Here is a 19,151-nt window from a genome sequence, read left to right on the forward strand (position 1 = left end):
GCGTTCATTGGGAGAATGACATGATACGAACCTTCAAGGCCGTGCCGGCGATCGCGCTTGCGTTCGCTCTGTTCGACGGCGCGGCTCACGCGCAAACCATCAAGATCGGCGTCAACGAGCCGCTGACCGGCGCGTTCGCCGCATCCGGCACCTATGTCGTCAACGGCGCCAAGATCGCGGCCGACGAGATCAATGCCAAGGGCGGCATTCTCGGCAAGAAGATCGAACTGGTCATCGAGGACAACAAGAGCAACCCGACCGAAGCCGCGGCCGTTGCCGAGAAGCTGATCACCCGTGACAAGACGCCGGTGCTGCTCGGCGCCTGGGGTTCCAGCCTGACGCTGGCCGTGATGCCGAAGCTTGTGGAATACGAGACGCCGATGGTGGTCGAGACCTCGTCGGCCGGCAAGATCACCACCTCGGGCAACCCCTACATCTTCCGCATCTCGCCGCCGTCGGCGGTCGAAGGCGCGGCATTCAGCAAGATCATCGACAAGCTGGCGATCAAGAAGGCCGATTTCCTCGTCATCAACAATGACTGGGGTCGCGGCACTGCCGAGGACTTCGGCAAGATGATGAAGGAGCACGGCATCACGATTGGTTTGGTCGAGACCATGGACCAGTCGGCGCAGGACATGAGCGCGCAGCTTGCCAAGATCAAGGCCAGCGATTCCGAGACCGTCATCGTCACCACCGCGGTCGACCAGCCGACGCTGATCTTCAAGCAGGCCGCGGCCATCGGCCTGAAGAAGCGCATCATCACCACCGGCGGTTCGCAGAACCCGGACCAGATCATCGCCCAGGCAGGTGCTGCCGCCAACGGCACCATGCATCTGACCACGTTCCTGCCGTGGTATCCCGACAAGACGCCGAACCCGGAGGCCACCAGCTACTTCATCGGCGAGTGGAAGAAGCGCGGCTTCGACTTTGCCGGCTGCACCGAGAGCTTCCGCGGCTATGACGGCATCCGCACCATCGCAGCAGCCATCGAGAAGGCCGGCAAGGCCGAGCCCGCCGCCATCAAGGCCGCGCTGTGGGAGATCAACATCAAGGGTCTCAACGGCGATATCGTGTTCAAGAAGTCGGGTCCTGCCGGCCAGGAAAGCGGCCAGAGCTTCCCGAACGTCTATCTGATCGAAATCGCCGACGGCAAGGTCGGCATGAAGGCGCTGTAATCTCAAACTGTCGTTCCGGGACGCGAGCGCATCAGCGCGAGCGAGCCCGGAACCTCAGGATGGGACGATGAACATGTCGGGATTCCGGGCCTGCATCAGTCGGCTCCGCCGCCTGCTGCATCCCGGAATGACATAGAGGACCGAATTTGACCCAGCTTCTGCAACATCTGCTCAACACCCTCGTGCTCGGCGGCACTTATGCGCTGCTGGGCATCGGGTTGACGCTGATCTTTGGCATCATGAATGTGGTGAACTTCACCCACGGCATCCTCTACACTTTCGGTGCCTACATGATGTTCATCGTGGTGCATCAGTTCGGTCTTAATTTCTTTCTCGCGATTCCTGTGGCTATCGCTGCCGGCTGGCTGCTCGGCGCCGCCATCGAATTGCTGTTGCTGCGGCCGCTGCGCGGCTCCGATATCGACACCACCATGCTGGTGATGATCGGCGCCTGGATTGCCATGCAGTCCGGCGCGCTGTGGATCTGGGGTGGGGTGGCGAAGTCGGTGAGCAATCCGTTTCCCGATGCGCCTCTGGTGCTCGGTCCGGTCTCTGTGTCATGGCTGCGCCTGTTCGTGCTGGCCGCTGCCGCGCTGCTGATCGTTATCGCCTATCTCCTGATCAACCGGACAAAACTCGGCAAGGCCATGCGCGCCACCTTCCAGGATTCGGACACGGCGGCGCTGATGGGGATCAATGTCGGCTGGATCTACACCTCCACCTTCGCCATCGGCTCGAGCCTTGCTGCGGCTGCCGGCGCGCTGCTCGGCCCGGTCTATGTCATCTTCCCGCAGATGGGCGATCTGGCGGCGGTTAAGGCCTTCGCCATCGTCATCCTCGGCGGGCTCGGCAACATCACCGGCGCGGTGATCGGCGGCTTCATGCTGGCCCTCGCCGAAGAACTCGGCGCCGGCTACGTCTCGTCGGGCTATCGCGATGCCATGGGCTTTGTGATCATCATCGCCGTACTGATCTTTAAACCCACCGGGCTGTTCGCCCGTGCGGAGCGCGTCGGATGAGCCGCATCGTGACGCTGCTCTGCCTGCTGGTCTTCGCCTCTGTGCCATTGTGGCTGCAGGACCCATATTTGCTGAATGCCCTGATCACCACCGGCATCTTCATCATCGCCGCCATGAGCCTCAACCTCCTGCTCGGCTTCACCGGCCAGCTCAGCCTGGGCCATGTCGCCTTCTTCGGCATCGGCGCCTACGTGTCCGCGCTGACGGCGCTGGGTTTTGATGTGCCGATCTATGGCGACTTCCACATCGTCCATGTGCCGTGGCCGCCGGTGACCGGATTCGCTCTCGCGATCGCCATCTCCGCCTTCTGCGGCTATCTGGTCGGTCGCCTCTCCTTCAGCGTGCGCGGCGCGTATTTCGTGATCGTCACCATTTCCTTCGCCGAGGTGGTGCGGTTGGTGGCGTTGAACTGGGTCGAGCTGACGCAGGGGCCTCTGGCGCTGACCAATATTCCGTCGATCACAATTGGCCTGCCCGGGCTCGGCTATCTCGTGCTGAAGACCAAGCTGCAGAACTACTATCTGGTGCTCGCCGTTGCGGCCTTGTCCTATCTCCTGATCGCCCGTCTGGTGCATTCGCATTACGGCCGCGCCATGCGCGCACTGATGGAGAACGAGACGCTGGCGGTCGCTGTCGGCATCGACGTGACGAAGACACTGACGCTCGCGGCGGTGATCTCGGCCGGCATCGCTGGCGCCGCCGGCAGCCTCTACGCGCACTACATCCGCATCATCGATCCCGACGTCTTCGCCTTCATCACCACCGTCACCATGGTGATCATGGTGGTCTCGGGCGGCAAGGGCTCGCTGGCCGGACCGGTGGTCGGCGGCGTGATCTTCGGCCTGTTGCCGGTGTTCCTGCGGCCGATCATGCCGCCGGAGGCGCAATGGATCACCTATGGCGGCGTGCTGATCGCGATTCTGTTCGTGCTGCCGCGCGGCATCGTGCCGACACTGGCGCCGCTGCTCGGCCTGTCGCGCCCCGCCGCGGACAGACCGGCCAAGGCCATCGATGTGGTGGAGGAAGGCGCATGACCATGCAGTCCGGTTCGCGCGAGATCGTGCTCAGCGTCGAGAACGTTGCCATGCAGTTCGGCGGCCTGGTGGCGCTGTCGGATCTGAACTTCTGCGTCGGCGAAGGCGAGATCCTCAGCCTGATCGGCCCCAACGGCGCCGGCAAGACCACGGCCTTCAACCTGATGACCGGGTTTCTGACGCCGACCAGGGGCCAGGTGAAGTATCGCGGCACGCCGCTGAAGGGTTTGAAATCGCACGAGATCGCCGATCTCGGCCTGGTCCGCACGTTCCAGCGCACCAGCGTGTTTCCGCGCGATACGGTGTTCGACAACGTGCTGATCGGCCTGCACCGTCAGGGCAAGGTGTCGCTGCTGGATGCCATCCTCGGCCTGCCGCGTGCCCGCGCGTCCGAGCGGCTGCTGCGCGAGCGCGCCGCCGAACTGGTACGCTGGATCGGGCTCGAGGCCCGCGCCAACGATCTCGCCGGCTCGCTGTCCTATGGCGAGCAGCGGCTGGCCGGCGTGGCGCTGGCGCTGGCGGCGCAGCCGTCGATGCTGCTGCTCGACGAACCGGTCTCCGGCATGAACGCCTCGGAGACCCACACCTTTGTGCAACTGATCCGCAATATCCGCGACTGCGGCGTCACCATCCTGCTGGTGGAGCACGACATGCCGATGGTGATGGGCGTGTCGGATCGCATCGTGGTGCTGAACTACGGCCGCATCATCGCCGAGGGCACGCCCGAGGTGATCCGCAACGATCCCGCGGTGATCGAGGCCTATCTCGGGCAAGGCGCCAGTCACGCCGCGAAGAAGGTGGCTGTGCATGCTTGAGATCAACGATCTGGTCTGCGCCTACGGGCAGGTCACCGCGCTGCGCGGCGTCACGCTGAGTGTGAAGGCCGGGCAGTTGGTGGCGCTGATCGGCGCCAACGGCGCCGGCAAGAGCACCACGCTGCGCGCGATCTCGGGCCTCGTGCCGCCGCGCAGCGGCAGCTTGAGGTTCGAGGGCGACGATATCACCGGCGCCAGCCCGCAGCAGGTGCTGACGCGCGGCATCGCGCATTGTCCGGAAGGACGGCGGGTGTTTCCGCACATGACCGTCGAGGAGAATCTCGACATGGGCGCCTATCTGCGTTCCGATTCTTCGGAAATATCCGCGGATCGCGACCGGATCTATGGTGAGTTCCAGCGCCTGGCCGAACGCAGGAAGCAGGCGGCGGGGACGTTGTCCGGCGGCGAGCAGCAGATGCTGGCCATCGGCCGCGCGCTGATGTCGCGACCGCGGCTGGTGATGTTCGACGAGCCGTCGCTCGGGCTCGCGCCCAATATCGTCGAGCGCACCTTCGCCATCATCCGCGCCATCCGCGATGCCGGTACCACTGTACTTCTGGTCGAGCAGAATGCCTTCGCGGCGCTCGAGATGTGCGACCATGCCTATCTGCTGGAGGCCGGGCGTGTGGTGTTGTCCGGGCTGGGTGCCGATCTGATCGAGAACGAGCATGTGCGGCGGGCCTATCTTGGCGGTTGAGGCCATCTGCGGCCGACGCGCCGCATGCGGCTATCCGTGGGGTTCATTCAGGGATGATATCGGACAGTGAACACTGGATCGCCGCTTGCACCCTGGAACGCCTGGCTGAAAAGACGATCGTCTGCGCGCGGATCGGCGGCGTCGATCTGATTGTGGTGAGGGATGGCGCGCGGATCTTCGCTTGCGAGAGGGCCTGCCCGCATGAACAGGCCGATCTGGCCCAGGGCCGCGTTGCCGATGGCCGGCTGTTTTGTCCGCGTCACCTCGCTTGGTTCAGTCTGCCGACCGGCGAGATCTCGCCGGGCTGGTCGAGCCGCGCGCTGCGACGTTATCCGGTGCGGATCGCAGAGGGGCAGGTCTGGGTTTCCGTCGATACGGCACTGCGCGTCGACCCGGTTGTTCCCGGGAACTAGCTTGTGTTTACGGGAACTAACCTTCGGGCTTCGGAAGCCACATGTGTGACCGTCATGGTTGTTGAGGAAGTACTCACTTGGTAATCGGAAGTTTGCGTTCGCAGGCGGAATTTCTTTGAAGATCTAGATACTTGAGCTAGTAATAAAAGACGCGGTTGTTGCCATTCGAGCTACGACTGCGCGTGGCGATGGTTGTCGCCGAAGCTCGATGCAATGCGCGGAAACAGCGCGAAAAGAAAAGTTCGGGGTCGTGACGCACATTGCACTGGTTGCAGCTACGCCTTTCTATGGTCCTCGCGGTTGGGTGCAATGGCCGGGCAACGAAGACTATTCTTTTCAGTTCATGCAGATTCTGGGCGCGGCCCAGGACGGCGGTAGCACTATTTCGGAGTGTTTTCGCGCTGCAAGCAGCATCAATCCCGGCGATGATGAAAGCTGGTATCGGGAGTGGAAGAAACTCGCTGATACTTCAAAGGAGCGCGGCGATACCGCATTCCATAGCGGGCATACCGAGACCGCACTGAGCAACTGGCTGCGAGCCATGAACTATTTTCGCGCAGCGCAGACCTTTCTCGGTACCAATGATCGTCGGCGCAGTGCCGCCATCGCGCACATGCAGGCTTGCTCGCAGCTCTACCTGCGCGCCGCGTCGGTGGGCGAGACCGTCGAGATTCCGTGGGCGGAGAATGAGGTTCTGCAGGGATACTTCCTGCCGGCGCCCCAGCGTGGAGGCGCATCGCCGACGGTGATCTGCTTCGGAGGCCCCGACAGGTTCAAGGAAGAATACCTGCACAGCCTGCCGCGCTACGCGCATCGGCGCGGGCTATCGTTGCTGCTCGTCGATTTGCCCGGCTATCGGCCCGGCGCCTTGAGCGACGACGGTGCGCCGGGTCGCTTCGATATCGAAACGGCAATCAGCGGCTGCATGGACCATCTCATCGCCAACGATGGGGTGGATCCCGAGCGAATCGCAGTGTTCGGCGACGGCTTGGGCGCGGCCCTTGCGACGCGGGGAGCCAGCCTTGATCATCGCTTCGCCGCGGTCGTCTGCGATGGCGGCATCTGGGATCTGCACGAGCGGGCGTTTCTGACGGTAAATATCGCCAGCGGCGGCTGTGGCGGCACGGCCGGATTCGACAAGCTCTGCGGCGGCAGCATTGCCAAGAACATTCGATGTCCGATTTTGGTGACGATCGGCGAGCATGACTGGCTGGACGCCGGCCACGTGACCGGCTGTTGCCAGGCCTTGCGGGCCAGCGGCCTCGACATCGATCTGAAGATCTTCACCGCTGCCGAGACCGCAGCCGGGCCCGGGCATGTGGACAATCCGACCATCGGAAATGAGTTCATCTTCGACTGGATCGCCGATCGGCTGCGCGGTCCCGCGGCATAGCCCCGGTCGAGACTTCGTCCGGTGGCCGGCGTCGCACCTGCCGGAAAACTCAGCTATCCACCGCGAGCATCAGGTTGGCTTTTTCCAGCCGTACCTTGAGCCGGGCCATATGAGACGCGACCTCCAGCAGCGCGGCGGGGTCGAATTCTGCCATCACGAAAGCGAACAGCGCATCGCGACGGGACGACAGCGTTGCGATCTTCTTGCTGGCCTTGTCGGACAGCGACATCAGCACCACTCTGGCGTCCTCGCGGGACGGGATCCGGCGCAGAAAGCCGTTCTTCTCGAGCATCTTGGACTGGGTCGTCACGAAGGACGGGTCGACATGCAGCATGGCCGAGACATCCTTGACTGGAACCCCCTTGCCGCGGTCGAGATCCCCGATGGCCATGAGGATCATCCATTGCGGGCCGCTGATGCCGAGTTCCTTGGCCCAGAAGTAGCGGATTCCGTCGAGATGGATGTTGATTGCAGCAATGTCCCAGGTGAATTGCCGCAGGAGTTCCTGATTCTTGCCTGCCAGGTGCGCCGGTAGTGTTTCTTCGTCGGTGCCGAAGTCTTCGTCCACCCTGATTACGCTCGCTCGATTAGCCATGACTCGTCCTGCAGTTTTCCAATTTACATAACTCTATCAGGCAATTGCGACAGGCAAGCCACAACTTCGTGTGTTGCAGGGAAACCACACTGCGGCGCGATAAAGATGCATGAGTTCATAAAGTATTTTGCTTAAGCGAAGCGCGCAGGCATTGTCCGTTTCGGCGATGGGGCAACCCGCAGTCGTCCCGTTGAAGTAATTCGCTTTAGTACCTCGCGTTATGCGGGTGGGACCGAAGACGCGAAGTACCAGGCGGTAGTGGGGGACTAAGGGAACAATCTTCGGGTGATCGTCACCCGGCGGATCCGGAACCTTCCCTTTAAGAACAACTTGGAGGTTTACCATGACAACGATTAAGGGCCTTATTCTCGGCTCCGCGGCGGGTCTTCTCGCCATCGGTGGAGCACAGGCAGCCGATCTTCCGATGAAGGCCAAAGCGGTCGAATACGTGAAGATCTGCTCGCTCTACGGCGCAGGCTTCTACTACATCCCGGGCACCGACACCTGCATCAAGCTCGGTGGCGCAATCCGTATCGACACCGCGCTCAACGGCAACATCTACGACGCCCCGCAGTGGCAGGGTGGCGCTCCCGGTTCGCAGGCTTGGTCGCGTGACTTCTTTCAGACCCGCGCTCGTTTCAACGTGAACATCGATACCCGCACGGCCACCGAATACGGTGTTCTGCGCACCTATGGTGACGCGAAGTTCGACTGGACTCGTGGCGTTTCGGGCATTGCTGGCGGCGCACCGGTCGAGGTCGACTATGCGTTCATCCAGTTCGCCGGCTTCACCTTCGGTAAGTCGGTCTCGATGTTCGATCCGCAGTGGGCGCTGGCCAAGCCGACGATTTCGTCGGGCCTGAACGCCGGCTCCAACAACGCGACCGGCGTCCCGATGCTGGCCTACACGGCTTCCTTCGGCAATGGCATGTCGGCCACGATCTCGCTGGAAGACGCGCAGCCCTACCGCACCGCCGGTGTGGTCAATACGTCGCTCGCCTTCAGCACGGCCTCCTTGCTCACAGGCGGTGCATACGGCCCTGGCAACTTCACCGGCAACCAGTCGGGCGGCGATCATATGCCTGACATCGTTGGCAACCTGCGCCTCGATCAGGCATGGGGTTCGGCCTTCGTGTCGGCAGCTGGTCATGAAGTTCACGGCGCCTACTACAACGGCACCGTCGATACCGGCCGTCCGGCCACGACCTGGGGCTACGCCGTCAGCGGTGGCTTCGAACTGAAGAACCTGCCCACCGGCGCCGGCGACAGCTTCAAGATGGAAGCAACCTACGCAAAGGGCGCTGCCAAGTATGTCTGGGGTGGCACGCTTGATACCTCGGGCGCAGGGCGGTACTTCCGCGCCAGCGGTCCGAGCGCAGGCACCCTCGCTTTCGGTTACGTGCTTGACGGCGTGTACACCGGAACGAACGCTGGCAACGGTACCGGGATCGACCTGAGCACCGCTTGGGACGTCAGCGCGTTCTATGAGCACTACTGGAATCCGGCATGGCGTACCTCGGTGTTCGGCAACTACAGCCAGATCTCCTACGGTGCTGCCGGTAACCAGGCTCTAATTACGGCTCTGTCGTTCGGTGGCACGGCCGCTGGTACTGGCTTCATCACTCCCACCGGTGGCGACATGAAGCTCTCGACGGCTCAGGTCGGTACCCGTACCGCCTGGACCCCGGTGAAGGATCTCACCATTGCGGCTGAGTTCGTCTACAGCCGCTTGAACACGAACCTCAGCGGAACCTACACCAACGCGGGTGGAGTGAGCGGTGCTCCGGCGGGTGCCGTGTACGGTCTCGGTGGCCAGAACATCTACAACGGCGGGGTTCAGATCTCCCGCTCCTTCTGATCCTGATCGTCTCACGACGCTCAATATCTGAAACAAAGACCCCCGGCAGGAAACTGCCGGGGGTCTTTGCTTGCGCGCATGGCCAGCGTGTCGCGCTCCCCGCGGCTGTCGACCTGTGCCCGTCCGGCGTCTATAAGGCCGCTCTGTCGCACCGGGAAAGGGCACGCTCGCGAATGGCATCCGCCGCTGAACTCTTCAAACGGGGCATCGCGTCTTTCCAGCAGGGGCAGTTCGCCGAGGCCGAACGATCCTTCAGGCAGTTGCTGCGCAAGGAGCCGCGCCATCCGGCCGCGCTGAACCTTCTCGCCGTTGTTCTTGTGGCGCAGAAGAAGTTCGCCGAGGCCGAACCCCTGCTGCAGTCTGCGCTGAAGCTGAGCGCAACCTCTGATGCAACGTTCTACAATTACGGGTTGGTCCTCAAGGCGCTGCGCCGTCCAGAGGAGGCCGTGCAGCGCTTCACCGAGGCGATCGCGCTCAATCCCGGCAGTGCCGACAGTTGGAATGCGCGCGGCGCGGCGCTGAACGATCTCAACGATCCCCAGGCCGCCATCGCCGACTTCGACCGGGCCGCTTCGCTCAATCCGAACGACCCGGCGACTTTCTTCAACCGGAGCCGATCCCTCACCAGGCTGAAACGCTATGACGACGCGCTGGTCGCGTGCGACCGGGCGCTGGCGATGAAGCCGGGGATGGCGGAAGCCTGGTTCAGCCGCGGTTTTATCCTTCAGAAGTTGCGGCGCCCCGCCGAGGCCGCCGGCGCCTATGCCCGCGCGCTTGAGATCGACCCGCAAATGCCACTGGTGAAGGGCGATCTGCTGCACCAGAAAATGCTGACCTGCGACTGGAGCGGAGCCGACCGTCTCATCGCTGAGATCGACCGCGATCTCGCCGCGGGGCGCCTGTGCGTTGAACCCTTTGCCTGGCAGGGTCTAGCCACGTCGGAACGCAGTTTGCAGCGCTGCGCCGAACTCTACAGCGCAAGCCGTTTCCCCGCGCGATTCGACAAGGCGAATCTGCCGGCACTGCGCACAGAGGGCAAGATCCGCATCGGTTACCTGTCAGGCGAATTTCGCCAGCAGGCCACATCGTTGCTGCTGGTCGGCGCCCTCGAGCAGCACGACAGGCAGCAATTCGAGGTTTTTGCCATCGACAACGGCTTTGACGACGGCAGCGCGACGCGCCGACGCATCGATGCCGCCGTCGACGGCGTGATCGACATCGCTGCCTTGCCAGACCCGCAAGCGGTGGCCGCGATTCGCGCTGCTGGCATCGACATCCTGGTCAATCTGAACGGCTATTTCGGCGACGCCCGCACCCGCGTATTCGCGCGGCGGGCGGCACCCATTCAGGTCAACTATCTCGGCTTCCCCGGCACGCTGGGCGCGCGCTACATGGATTACATCATCGCCGATCGTCACGTGCTGCCCGCCGAGCACCGGCAGTTCTACAGTGAGAAGGTCGCGTGGCTGCCCGACTGCTACCAGGCCAACGACCGTCACAGGCCGATTGCCGAGCGGACGTTCAGCCGGCCGGAGTGCGGCCTTCCCGCCGAGGGATTCGTTTTCTGCTGCTTCAACAACAACTACAAGATCACGCCCGTCAGCTTCGACGGATGGATGCGCATCCTGAATCAGGTGCCCGGTAGCGTGCTCTGGCTGCTCGAGGACAATGCCGCCGCCGCCGCCAATCTGCGTCGCGAAGCCGTCGCGCGCGGCGTCGATGCCGGGCGTCTCGTCTTCGCGGGACGGATGCCGGGGGACGAACATCTCGCCCGGCATCGCTGCGCCGACCTGTTTCTGGACACGCTGCCTTACAATGCCCACACCACGGCCAGCGACGCACTATGGGCCGGCCTGCCGCTGCTGACCTGCCGCGGCGAAACCTTCGCGGGCCGGGTGGCGGCCAGTCTGCTCTACAATATCGGCCTGCCGGAACTGGTCGCCACGTCGCAGTCGGACTATGAGCGTCTGGCGATCGAACTGGCGACGCAGCCGGCACGTCTGGCGGCGATCGCACGGACACTCCGGGACAACCGGCTTGCCGCCCCGCTGTTCGATACGGCGCGAGTGACTGAGCACATCGAAACGGCCTATCTGGCCATGGTCGAGCGTTCCCGGGCCGGCCTGCCGCCCGATGACATCGCGGTGGCCGCGCGCCCCAGGGTGTCCCGCTGAGGGCGAGTCGTGGTTAATGTTCCACCGGGCGATCAACTTTCGAGGAGTTCCATCATTTTCCGAATAGCCTGATTAAATCAGGTATTGAACTCATCGTTCTAAGTCATGTAGTCTTCACATGCGCAGCCGGCAAATTCTTTGACGGCAGATTGTCTCAAGGAGACGACGCACTTTTATACGTAAACCTCCGAAACCTCCGGCAATGCCCTGCCGGAGGTTTTTCGGTTTCTGGCCTGGCGCTTCGCCAGCCCGATCGGCAACAGACTGTAGAGGCGATGAGCCCGGTAGCCGGCCACTTCTGTATTAACTGCATATCAGGCCTGACGAGCTATCTGACCGGTATTGCACGGGATTTGTTGCTTTGCCGAGCCGTTGTGGCTAAAAGCCGCTCACCGGAGAGCAAAAAAATGGCGCACAACTACGCGATTAACGACGACGTTCACCACCAGCTTCAGGGTCCCCAAGGCCGCGCCATGGTCAAGGAGCGAAGCGTGTACACCATCACCTCCTGCCTGCCCATCGAGGCCGACGGCCGTCCGCGCTACCGCATCAAGAGCAAGACGGAAAACGTTGAGCGCGTGGTGACCGAGGAGCAGATCAGCCGCCTCGGCTGATCCCTTCGATACCGGGCCGCGCCTGTCTGGCGCGCCCGACTGTGATCGCTTCATCCAGACCAGTCGCCTTGGCTCGCGACACCTCTTGTTGCACCCCTATGAGGCCCGATCGGCTTGCGCGCAGCTTGCTGACCGGTTGCAGGGGAGTCGCATAGCGCCCTATGTTGCCAGCCGGCGAACGGCGAATGGCATCGTCGGTATCGCGCGATCCTGACATCATGCCCGGACCGAGGCTCCCTTGATCGACAAGCTCGAACTGTTGCTGGCGCTCGCCAAGGAACGGCACTTCGGCCGCGCCGCCGAGGCCTGCGGCGTCACCCAGCCGACCATGTCCACCAGCCTGAAGCAGCTTGAGGAATTCCTCGGCGTCATGCTGGTGCAACGCGGCTCACGTTTCCAGGGCTTTACCCCGGAGGGCGAACGGGCGCTCGACTGGGCGCGGCGCATCGTCGGCGACGCCCGCGCCATGCGCCAGGAAATCAACGGCCTCAAGGATCGCCTGTCCGGCGAGATCCGCATCGCGGCGATCCCGACCGCGCTCGGCATGGTGGAGTCGCTCACCACGCCGTTCCGCGCCCGCTATCCCGACGTGCGCTTTCGCGTGCAGTCGTGCACCTCGGCGGCCGTGCTCGGCCTGCTGGAAAATCTCGAGGTCGATGCCGGACTCACCTACATTGAGAACGAACCGCTCGGCAAGGTTCGCTCGATCCCGCTGTATCAGGAGAGCTACCGTTTGCTGACGTCGCCCGACGGCATGTTCGGCGACCGCGACGAAGTGACCTGGAAGGAAGTCGGCCAGGTGCCGCTATGCCTGCTGACGCCCGACATGCAGAACCGCCGGATCATCGATCGCGCGCTAAAATCGGTCGGCGCCGAGGCGGTGCCGACGTTGACCTCGAATTCGATCATCGTGCTGTACACCCATGTGAAGACCGGCCGCTGGGCCAGTGTGATGCCTGCCAAGCTGGCGCAGACGCTGGGCCTCACCGGAGCAGTGCGGATGATTCCGATTATCGATCCCGTCGTCACCTATGGCGTCGGACTCGTGGTGCCGCAGCGCGACCCGATGACGCCGTTGATCGCGGCCCTGGTGCAGATTGCGCGCGAAGTGGCGCCGTCGCTGGAAGCTTGACGCCGCGATTCCGCTCTCGCTGTTCATTCCGGTTGCCGATCGTGTGATGTCGTTTCCTGATCGATCAGGTTTCCGTATCGCAGCATGAGACTGCTTTATTGATCTTTGGATTAATTCCAACTCTCATTGGCGCCTGAACATCAACGTCGGGCACGCCAATGACCTCACGCTATGAACCTTGGGACGAGACGCGGAGCGCGGAGATCATCGCGGGCCTTTCGCATGTGGAGGGCGGCACGCTGGTTATCCTGCATGCATTGCAGGAAGTCTTCGGCTACGTGCCGGAGCCGGCGATTCCGATGATCGCGTCGGCGCTCAACCTGTCGCGCGCCGAAGTCTACGGTGTCTTCACTTTCTATCACGATTTCCGCCATGAGCCTGCGGGCCAGCACGTGCTGAAGCTGTGCCGCGCCGAGGCTTGCCAGGCCGCCGGCGGCGATGCGCTGGCGGCGCGCGCCGAATCCAGCCTGGGCATCAAGCTCGGCAACACCACGGCGGATCAGCGCGTCACGCTGGAGTCGATCTATTGCCTCGGCCTGTGCGCCACCGCGCCATCTGCCATGCTCGACGGCCGCGTGGTCGGACGCCTCACCGAGAAGCGCCTCGATGCGCTGGTCGCGGAGGCGCAGCGATGAAGATCTTTATTCCCCGCGATGCCGGCGCGGTTGCTGTCGGTGCCGACGACGTGGCTGACGCTTTCGTGCGCGCCGCCGAAGCGCGAAAGCTCGAGCTCGAGATCGTGCGCAACGGTTCGCGTGGACTTTACTGGCTGGAGCCGATGATCGAGATGGCGACGCCGCAAGGCCGCGTCGCCTTTGGCCCGGTGGCCGAGGACGATGTCGATGCGGTGCTCGACGCGATGATCGCCGACGCGGCGCATCCGCTGCGTCTTGGTGTCACAGAGGAGATCCCCTGGCTGAAGCGGCAGACCCGCCTAAGCTTCGCGCGCTGCGGTGTCATCGACCCGCGCTCGCTCGACGAATATCGCGCTTATGACGGCTACAAGGGCCTGGCGCGCGCGCTGACCTTGACACCGGCGCAGATCATCGCCGACGTCACCACCTCCGGCCTGCGCGGTCGCGGTGGTGCCGGCTTCCCCACCGGCATCAAGTGGAAGACCGTGGCGGACACCGCCGCCGATCGAAAGTTCATCGTCTGCAACGCCGACGAGGGTGACAGCGGCACCTTCGCCGACCGCATGCTGTTCGAGGGCGATCCCTTTGTGGTGATCGAGGGCATGACCATCGCCGGCATCGCCGTGGGCGCCACCAAGGGCTACATCTACATCCGCTCGGAATATCCCCACGCCATCGCCGCCACCAACATCGCGATCGCCGCAGCCGAGCGCGCCGGTTTCCTCGGCGCCAATATCTGCGGCTCCGCGCACAGCTTCGATCTCGAAGTCCGTGTCGGTGCCGGCGCCTATGTCTGCGGCGAGGAGACGGCGCTGCTGGAAAGTCTCGAGGGCCGCCGCGGCATCGTCCGTGCCAAGCCGCCGCTGCCGGCGCACAAGGGCCTGTTCGGCAAGCCCACGGTGATCAACAACGTGCTGTCGTTCGCGGCAATCCCCTTCATTCTCAACGACGGTGCCAAGGCCTATGCGGAATTCGGCATGGGCCGCTCGCGCGGCACCATGCCGATCCAACTCGCCGGCAATATCAAAAACGGCGGGTTGTTCGAGGTCGCGTTCGGCATCACGCTTGGCGAACTGGTCGACGAGGTCGGCGGCGGCACCTTGAGCGGCCGTCCGGTCCGCGCCGTGCAGGTCGGCGGTCCGCTCGGCGCCTATTTCCCGCGCGAGTTGTTCGATACGCCGTTCGACTACGAGGCCTTTGCCAAGCGCGACGGGTTGATCGGCCACGGCGGCATCGTGGTGTTCGACGACAGCGTCGACATGGCGAAGCAGGCGCGCTTCGCCATGGAGTTCTGTGCCGTCGAGTCCTGCGGCAAGTGCACCCCATGCCGCATCGGCTCCACCCGCGGCGTCGAGACCATCGACAAGATTCGCCGTGGCGAGCGCGTGGCCGAGAACACCGCCGTGCTGGAAGATCTCTGCCATACCCTGAAATTCGGCTCGCTCTGTGCGCTCGGCGGCTTCACGTCCTATCCGGTGATGAGCGCGCTGAAGCACTTTCCGGACGACTTCGCGCCGACGCCGGCCCGCCTGCAAGCAGCAGAATAGGAGCACCTCATGTCGCTCGTTCATGAAATCGATTTCGGCACCCCGCGCTCCAAGGCTGAGAAGATGGTCACACTGACGATCGACGGCAAAAGTATCTCCGTTCCCGAGGGCACCTCGATCATGCGTGCCGCCATGGAGGCGGGCACCCAGATTCCAAAGCTCTGCGCCACCGACATGGTGGATGCGTTCGGCTCGTGCCGGCTCTGTCTGGTCGAGATCGAGGGCCGCGCCGGTACGCCGGCCTCCTGCACCACGCCGGCCATGGAAGGCCTTGTGGTCCACACCCAGAATGAACGGCTGAAGACGCTCCGCAAGGGCGTGATGGAGCTGTATATCTCCGACCACCCGCTGGACTGCCTGACCTGTGCCGCCAACGGCGACTGCGAGCTGCAGGACATGGCAGGGGCAGTGGGCCTGCGCGACGTACGCTACGGCGATGCTGGCGAGAACCACGTCTTCGCCAAGGCACATAATCACTCGCCCGATCATTCGCCCCATGATTGCGAGAACGACCGCTGGATGGCGAAGGACGAGAGCAATCCGTACTTCACCTATGATCCCTCGAAGTGCATCGTCTGCTCGCGTTGCGTCCGCGCCTGCGAGGAAGTGCAGGGCACCTTCGCGCTGACCATTTCCGGCCGCGGTTTCGACAGTCGGGTGTCGCCCGGCATGAGCGAGAGTTTTCTCGGCTCCGAATGCGTGTCGTGCGGTGCCTGCGTGCAGGCCTGCCCGACCGCGACGCTGACTGAGAAGTCGGTGATTGCCATCGGCCAGCCCGAGCATTCGGTCGTCACCACCTGCGCCTATTGCGGTGTCGGCTGCACCTTCAAGGCCGAAATGCGCGGCGAGGAAGTGGTGCGCATGGTGCCGTACAAGGACGGCAAGGCCAATCGCGGCCATTCCTGCGTCAAGGGTCGGTTTGCCTGGGGCTACACCAACCACAAGGAACGCATCCTCAACCCGATGATCCGCGAGAAGATCACCGATCCCTGGCAGGAAGTATCATGGGACGAGGCGTTCAACTTTGCCGCCGCAAAATTCAAGGGCATCCAGGCGAAATACGGCCGCGATTCGATCGGCGGCATCACCTCGTCGCGCTGCACCAATGAAGAGGTCTTCGTGGTGCAGAAGCTGATCCGCGCCGGCTTCGGCAACAACAATGTCGACACCTGCGCCCGCGTCTGCCATTCGCCGACCGGCTACGGCCTGTCGTCGACTTTCGGCACCTCGGCCGGCACCCAGGATTTTGATTCCGTCGAACAGACCGATGTGGTGATGATCATCGGCGCCAATCCCACCGACGGCCATCCGGTATTCGCCTCGCGGCTGAAGAAGCGGCTGCGCGCCGGCGCAAAACTGATTGTCGTCGATCCGCGCCGCACCGACATTGTCCGCTCGGCGCATATCGAGGCGCAGCACCATCTGCCGCTGATGCCCGGCACCAATGTCGCCGTGCTCACTGCCATCGCCCATGTCATCGTCACCGAAGGCCTCGCAGACGAGGCCTTCGTGCGCGAACGCTGCGACTGGAGCGAGTTCGAGGACTGGGCGTCGTTTCTCGCGCAGCCCAACCACTCGCCCGAAGCCACCGCCATCATGACCGGCGTCGATCCCCGGGAATTGCGCGAAGCGGCCAGGCTGTTCGCCACCGGTGGCAATGGCGCGATCTATTACGGGCTCGGGGTCACTGAGCACAGCCAGGGCTCGACCACGGTGATCGCCATCGCCAATCTCGCAATGGCCACCGGCAATATCGGCCGTCCCGGCGTCGGCGTGAACCCGCTGCGCGGCCAGAACAACGTGCAGGGCTCCTGCGACATGGGCTCGTTCCCGCACGAGCTGCCGGGCTATCGCCACATCTCCGGCGATGCGGTGCGCGAGACCTTCGAGTCGCTGTGGAACGTCAAGCTCAATCCCGAGCCGGGCCTGCGCATTCCCAACATGTTCGATGCCGCCGTCGAAGGCACCTTCATGGGCCTCTACGTGCAGGGCGAGGACATCCTGCAGTCCGATCCCAACACCAAGCATGTGGTATCGGCGCTGTCGGCGATGGAATGTGTCATCGTCCATGATCTCTTTCTCAACGAGACCGCCAACTACGCCCATGTATTCTTCCCGGGCTCGACCTTCCTGGAAAAGAACGGCACCTTCACAAATGCCGAACGCCGCATCCAGCGCGTGCGCAAGGTGATGTCGCCGAAGAACGGCCTGGAAGACTGGGAAGTCACCCTCGGCTTCGCCAGGGCGCTGGGCTACGAGATGCACTACAATCATCCTTCGGAGATCATGGACGAGATCGCGGCGCTGACGCCGACCTTTAGCGGCGTGTCCTATGCCAAGCTCGACGAGCTCGGCTCGGTGCAGTGGCCCTGCAACGAGAAGATGCCGCTGGGCACGCCGGTCATGCATATCGACGGCTTCGTGCGCGGCAAGGGCAAGTTCATGCGCACCGAATACGTCGCCACCGACGAGAAGACCGGGCCGCGCTTCCCGCTGCTGCTCACCACCGGCCGCATTCTCAGCCAGTACAATGTCGGCGCGCAGACGCGGCGCACCGAAAATGTGGTCTGGCATGAGGAGGACCGGCTGGAGATGCATCCGCACGATGCGGAGATGCGCGGGCTCCGGGACGGCGACTGGTGCAAGCTGCAGAGCCGCGCCGGCGAGACCACCTTGCGCGCGTTGATCACCGAGCGCGTCGCGCCCGGCGTGGTTTATACCACGTTCCATCACCCGACCACGCAGGCCAATGTGATCACCACCGAGTTCTCGGACTGGGCCACCAACTGCCCGGAATACAAGGTCACGGCGGTGCAGATCTCGCCGTCGAACGGACCTTCGGAATGGCAGAAGGAATATGACGAGCAGGCCCGTCAGTCGCGACGCATCGCGGTGCCGGCCGTGGAAGCCGCGGAGTAGACATGCACGACCCGGTACGCTCGGTCACACGCACGATCTGGCGCCGCGACGGCGCCAGTGAAGGCGTGCGTGCGGTGCCGGAAGAGACCGCGCTGGCGATCACCTACAATGGCGGCACCTATGCCGTGATGATGGGGACGCCGCAGGACCTCCACGACTTTGCCATCGGCTTCAGCCTCAGTGAGGGCGTGGTTGCTTCGGCCGCCGAGATCCAGTCGTTCGAGGCCGTTGAATTCGACGACGGCATCGAACTGCGGATGTGGCTGGACGCCGCCACCGCGGACGGCATCAGCGCGCGGCGAAGGCGGATGGCCGGCCCGACCGGCTGCGGGCTATGCGGCATCGACTCCATCGCCGAGGCGGTCAGGCCGGCAGCGATCGTCGGCGCCGGCCGCCGCTTCTCGCCGCAGCAGATCGTGGCGGCGATGCAGGCGGTGCCTGCCTTGCAGAAGATCAACACCGAGACCCGCGCCGCCCATGCGGCGGCATTCTGGACGCCGGCGCGCGGCATCGTCGCCTTGCGCGAGGACGTCGGCCGCCACAACGCGCTCGACAAGCTCGCCGGGGCGCTCGTGCGCGATCGCATCGACGCCGCCGACGGCATGGTGCTGCTGACCAGCCGGGTGTCGGTGGAGATGGTGCAGAAGGCCGCGGCGCTGGGCGCGCCGCTGCTGGTGGCCGTGTCGGCGCCCACCGCGCTGGCGGTACGCATGGCCGCCGCCGCCGGCATCACGCTGGCGGCGATTACCCGCGGCGACGGCTTCGAAGTCTTCACCCATTCGCACCGCGTCGCCTTCGACGCCGTGACGCAGGAAACGGATCATGCAATCACCTTCGTCGCCTGAACGTCTGATCTATATGGCCAACCAGATCGGGACCTTCTTCAACAGCCAGGGCCAGGACAAGGCCGTGCCGGGCATCGCCGAGCACATCAAGAAGTTCTGGGATCCGCGCATGCGCAAGGCGATCATGGCCCATCTCGACGCCGGCGGCGCCGGCCTCGACATCAACGTCCGCGATGCGCTGGTGAAGCTGAAGGGCTAGCTGTCGTTCCGGGCTCGCTCGGGCTACGCCCTCGCGCCGGAATGACGGCGCGGTCCGAGATCTTGCAAAGCTTGCGCCTTCGGCCGA

17 protein-coding genes are annotated in these 19,151 nt (G+C 63.8%); 16 read left to right on the plus strand and 1 reads right to left on the minus strand.

Annotated features, from left to right (window positions below; translation table 11 throughout):
- Nucleotides 1-20 precede the first annotated feature (20 nt).
- The 7 genes from ACUXVA_RS09915 (at nucleotide 21) to ACUXVA_RS09945 (ending at nucleotide 6,546) form a co-directional block, all read left to right on the plus strand.
- The gene (locus tag ACUXVA_RS09915; protein ID WP_445491887.1) at nucleotides 21-1,175 is read left to right on the plus strand and encodes an ABC transporter substrate-binding protein; all 1,155 of its coding nucleotides are present in this window, start codon (nucleotides 21-23) and stop codon (nucleotides 1,173-1,175) included.
- 146 nt (nucleotides 1,176-1,321) lie between these two features.
- Nucleotides 1,322-2,194: a branched-chain amino acid ABC transporter permease gene (locus ACUXVA_RS09920; RefSeq protein WP_445491889.1), complete on the plus strand. Its 873-nt coding sequence runs from the start codon at nucleotides 1,322-1,324 to the stop codon at nucleotides 2,192-2,194.
- Nucleotides 2,191-3,228: a branched-chain amino acid ABC transporter permease gene (locus ACUXVA_RS09925; RefSeq protein ID WP_445491891.1), complete on the plus strand. Its 1,038-nt coding sequence runs from the start codon at nucleotides 2,191-2,193 to the stop codon at nucleotides 3,226-3,228. The genes ACUXVA_RS09920 and ACUXVA_RS09925 overlap by 4 nt, the downstream gene beginning before the upstream one ends.
- Nucleotides 3,225-4,043, plus strand: a complete 819-nt coding sequence (locus ACUXVA_RS09930; protein WP_265080462.1) for an ABC transporter ATP-binding protein — start codon at nucleotides 3,225-3,227, stop codon at nucleotides 4,041-4,043. Before ACUXVA_RS09925 ends, ACUXVA_RS09930 begins: the two co-directional genes overlap by 4 nt.
- The gene (locus ACUXVA_RS09935; protein WP_265080461.1) at nucleotides 4,036-4,740 is read left to right on the plus strand and encodes an ABC transporter ATP-binding protein; all 705 of its coding nucleotides are present in this window, start codon (nucleotides 4,036-4,038) and stop codon (nucleotides 4,738-4,740) included. Before ACUXVA_RS09930 ends, ACUXVA_RS09935 begins: the two co-directional genes overlap by 8 nt.
- A 53-nt stretch (nucleotides 4,741-4,793) precedes the next feature.
- On the plus strand, nucleotides 4,794-5,153 hold the full coding sequence (locus tag ACUXVA_RS09940; RefSeq protein ID WP_445491894.1) for a Rieske (2Fe-2S) protein: 360 nt from the start codon (nucleotides 4,794-4,796) through the stop codon (nucleotides 5,151-5,153).
- A 208-nt stretch (nucleotides 5,154-5,361) separates the two neighbouring features.
- Nucleotides 5,362-6,546 (plus strand): alpha/beta hydrolase family protein, encoded by a 1,185-nt coding sequence (locus tag ACUXVA_RS09945; protein ID WP_445491896.1) that lies wholly within the window; start codon nucleotides 5,362-5,364, stop codon nucleotides 6,544-6,546.
- Between the two features lie 49 nt (nucleotides 6,547-6,595).
- On the opposite strand, the gene ACUXVA_RS09950 is transcribed toward ACUXVA_RS09945, so the two are convergent.
- Nucleotides 6,596-7,114, minus strand: coding sequence for a MarR family winged helix-turn-helix transcriptional regulator (locus ACUXVA_RS09950; RefSeq protein ID WP_445491898.1), 519 nt, complete (start codon nucleotides 7,112-7,114; stop codon nucleotides 6,596-6,598).
- Nucleotides 7,115-7,484: 370 nt separating this feature from the next.
- Between ACUXVA_RS09950 and ACUXVA_RS09955 the strand changes: the two genes are divergently transcribed.
- The 9 genes from ACUXVA_RS09955 (at nucleotide 7,485) to ACUXVA_RS09995 (ending at nucleotide 19,064) form a co-directional block, all read left to right on the plus strand.
- On the plus strand, nucleotides 7,485-8,999 hold the full coding sequence (locus ACUXVA_RS09955) for a porin (RefSeq protein ID WP_445491900.1): 1,515 nt from the start codon (nucleotides 7,485-7,487) through the stop codon (nucleotides 8,997-8,999).
- A 173-nt stretch (nucleotides 9,000-9,172) separates the two neighbouring features.
- Nucleotides 9,173-11,173 carry an O-linked N-acetylglucosamine transferase, SPINDLY family protein gene (locus tag ACUXVA_RS09960; protein WP_445491902.1) on the plus strand — a complete coding sequence of 667 codons (2,001 nt, stop codon included), beginning with the start codon at nucleotides 9,173-9,175 and terminating at the stop codon, nucleotides 11,171-11,173.
- A 407-nt stretch (nucleotides 11,174-11,580) separates the two neighbouring features.
- Nucleotides 11,581-11,787 carry a hypothetical protein gene (locus ACUXVA_RS09965; RefSeq protein ID WP_265080455.1) on the plus strand — a complete coding sequence of 69 codons (207 nt, stop codon included), beginning with the start codon at nucleotides 11,581-11,583 and terminating at the stop codon, nucleotides 11,785-11,787.
- 238 nt (nucleotides 11,788-12,025) lie between these two features.
- The gene (locus ACUXVA_RS09970; RefSeq protein ID WP_265080454.1) at nucleotides 12,026-12,919 is read left to right on the plus strand and encodes a LysR family transcriptional regulator; all 894 of its coding nucleotides are present in this window, start codon (nucleotides 12,026-12,028) and stop codon (nucleotides 12,917-12,919) included.
- 158 nt (nucleotides 12,920-13,077) lie between these two features.
- Nucleotides 13,078-13,554 carry a formate dehydrogenase subunit gamma gene (locus ACUXVA_RS09975; protein WP_445491905.1) on the plus strand — a complete coding sequence of 159 codons (477 nt, stop codon included), beginning with the start codon at nucleotides 13,078-13,080 and terminating at the stop codon, nucleotides 13,552-13,554.
- Nucleotides 13,551-15,101, plus strand: a complete 1,551-nt coding sequence (locus tag ACUXVA_RS09980) for a formate dehydrogenase beta subunit (protein WP_445491907.1) — start codon at nucleotides 13,551-13,553, stop codon at nucleotides 15,099-15,101. Before ACUXVA_RS09975 ends, ACUXVA_RS09980 begins: the two co-directional genes overlap by 4 nt.
- Nucleotides 15,102-15,110: 9 nt before the next feature.
- Nucleotides 15,111-18,020, plus strand: coding sequence for a formate dehydrogenase subunit alpha (fdhF, locus tag ACUXVA_RS09985; RefSeq protein ID WP_445491909.1), 2,910 nt, complete (start codon nucleotides 15,111-15,113; stop codon nucleotides 18,018-18,020).
- Between the two features lie 2 nt (nucleotides 18,021-18,022).
- Nucleotides 18,023-18,865, plus strand: coding sequence for a formate dehydrogenase accessory sulfurtransferase FdhD (fdhD, locus tag ACUXVA_RS09990; RefSeq protein WP_265080450.1), 843 nt, complete (start codon nucleotides 18,023-18,025; stop codon nucleotides 18,863-18,865).
- Nucleotides 18,843-19,064, plus strand: coding sequence for a formate dehydrogenase subunit delta (locus ACUXVA_RS09995; RefSeq protein WP_265080449.1), 222 nt, complete (start codon nucleotides 18,843-18,845; stop codon nucleotides 19,062-19,064). The genes fdhD and ACUXVA_RS09995 overlap by 23 nt, the downstream gene beginning before the upstream one ends.
- Nucleotides 19,065-19,151 lie beyond the last annotated feature (87 nt).

It is taken from the genome of Rhodopseudomonas sp. RCAM05734, assembly GCF_052658035.1.

Excerpts from the sequence above, each read along its gene's own strand:
- ACUXVA_RS09960 (WP_445491902.1), top strand. The coding sequence starts at position 9,173 with ATGGCATCCGCCGCTGAACTCTTCAAACGGGGCATCGCGTCTTTCCAG.
- ACUXVA_RS09915 (WP_445491887.1), top strand. The coding sequence starts at position 21 with ATGATACGAACCTTCAAGGCCGTGCCGGCGATCGCGCTTGCGTTCGCT.
- fdhF (WP_445491909.1), top strand. The coding sequence starts at position 15,111 with ATGTCGCTCGTTCATGAAATCGATTTCGGCACCCCGCGCTCCAAGGCT.
- fdhD (WP_265080450.1), top strand. The coding sequence starts at position 18,023 with ATGCACGACCCGGTACGCTCGGTCACACGCACGATCTGGCGCCGCGAC.
- ACUXVA_RS09980 (WP_445491907.1), top strand. The coding sequence starts at position 13,551 with ATGAAGATCTTTATTCCCCGCGATGCCGGCGCGGTTGCTGTCGGTGCC.
- ACUXVA_RS09955 (WP_445491900.1), top strand. The coding sequence starts at position 7,485 with ATGACAACGATTAAGGGCCTTATTCTCGGCTCCGCGGCGGGTCTTCTC.
- ACUXVA_RS09945 (WP_445491896.1), top strand. The coding sequence starts at position 5,362 with ATGCAATGCGCGGAAACAGCGCGAAAAGAAAAGTTCGGGGTCGTGACG.
- ACUXVA_RS09965 (WP_265080455.1), top strand. The coding sequence starts at position 11,581 with ATGGCGCACAACTACGCGATTAACGACGACGTTCACCACCAGCTTCAG.
- ACUXVA_RS09940 (WP_445491894.1), top strand. The coding sequence starts at position 4,794 with ATGATATCGGACAGTGAACACTGGATCGCCGCTTGCACCCTGGAACGC.
- ACUXVA_RS09935 (WP_265080461.1), top strand. The coding sequence starts at position 4,036 with ATGCTTGAGATCAACGATCTGGTCTGCGCCTACGGGCAGGTCACCGCG.
- ACUXVA_RS09925 (WP_445491891.1), top strand. The coding sequence starts at position 2,191 with ATGAGCCGCATCGTGACGCTGCTCTGCCTGCTGGTCTTCGCCTCTGTG.
- ACUXVA_RS09975 (WP_445491905.1), top strand. The coding sequence starts at position 13,078 with ATGACCTCACGCTATGAACCTTGGGACGAGACGCGGAGCGCGGAGATC.
- ACUXVA_RS09930 (WP_265080462.1), top strand. The coding sequence starts at position 3,225 with ATGACCATGCAGTCCGGTTCGCGCGAGATCGTGCTCAGCGTCGAGAAC.
- ACUXVA_RS09995 (WP_265080449.1), top strand. The coding sequence starts at position 18,843 with ATGCAATCACCTTCGTCGCCTGAACGTCTGATCTATATGGCCAACCAG.